Raw genomic sequence first — 231 nt, 5'->3', positions numbered from 1 at the left:
CAGAGATGGCCCCTTTTCCCGTGGTGGCCAGCGCTCCGCTCGCATTTGCAAAAGCCAGCAATTGCTCGTGATGCTCACTGAGCCTAGCTTCCAGATTGTGCTGCCCCGTATCCAAATCCAACAATTGGTACAAGAAACCGCCAGTGAATGCATCTCCCGCTCCCGTGGTGTCTTCGACGGTCACCGAATACCCCGCGGATCGATACACCTCGTCCTGAACGAACAAATCAG

General features: G+C 55.4%; 1 protein-coding gene. It reads right to left on the bottom strand.

The window, feature by feature from the left end; genetic code table 11:
- Window positions 1-184, bottom strand: a 184-nt coding sequence (locus R0J87_RS25230) for a PfkB family carbohydrate kinase (protein ID WP_498889762.1), incomplete at its 3' end; no start/stop codon positions are given.
- Window positions 185-231 lie beyond the last annotated feature (47 nt).

The organism is Halomonas sp. SIMBA_159 (assembly GCF_046536035.1).
Classification (GTDB): domain Bacteria; phylum Pseudomonadota; class Gammaproteobacteria; order Pseudomonadales; family Halomonadaceae; genus Vreelandella; species Vreelandella venusta_A.
This window is presented reverse-complemented; position numbering and strand designations above follow the sequence as displayed.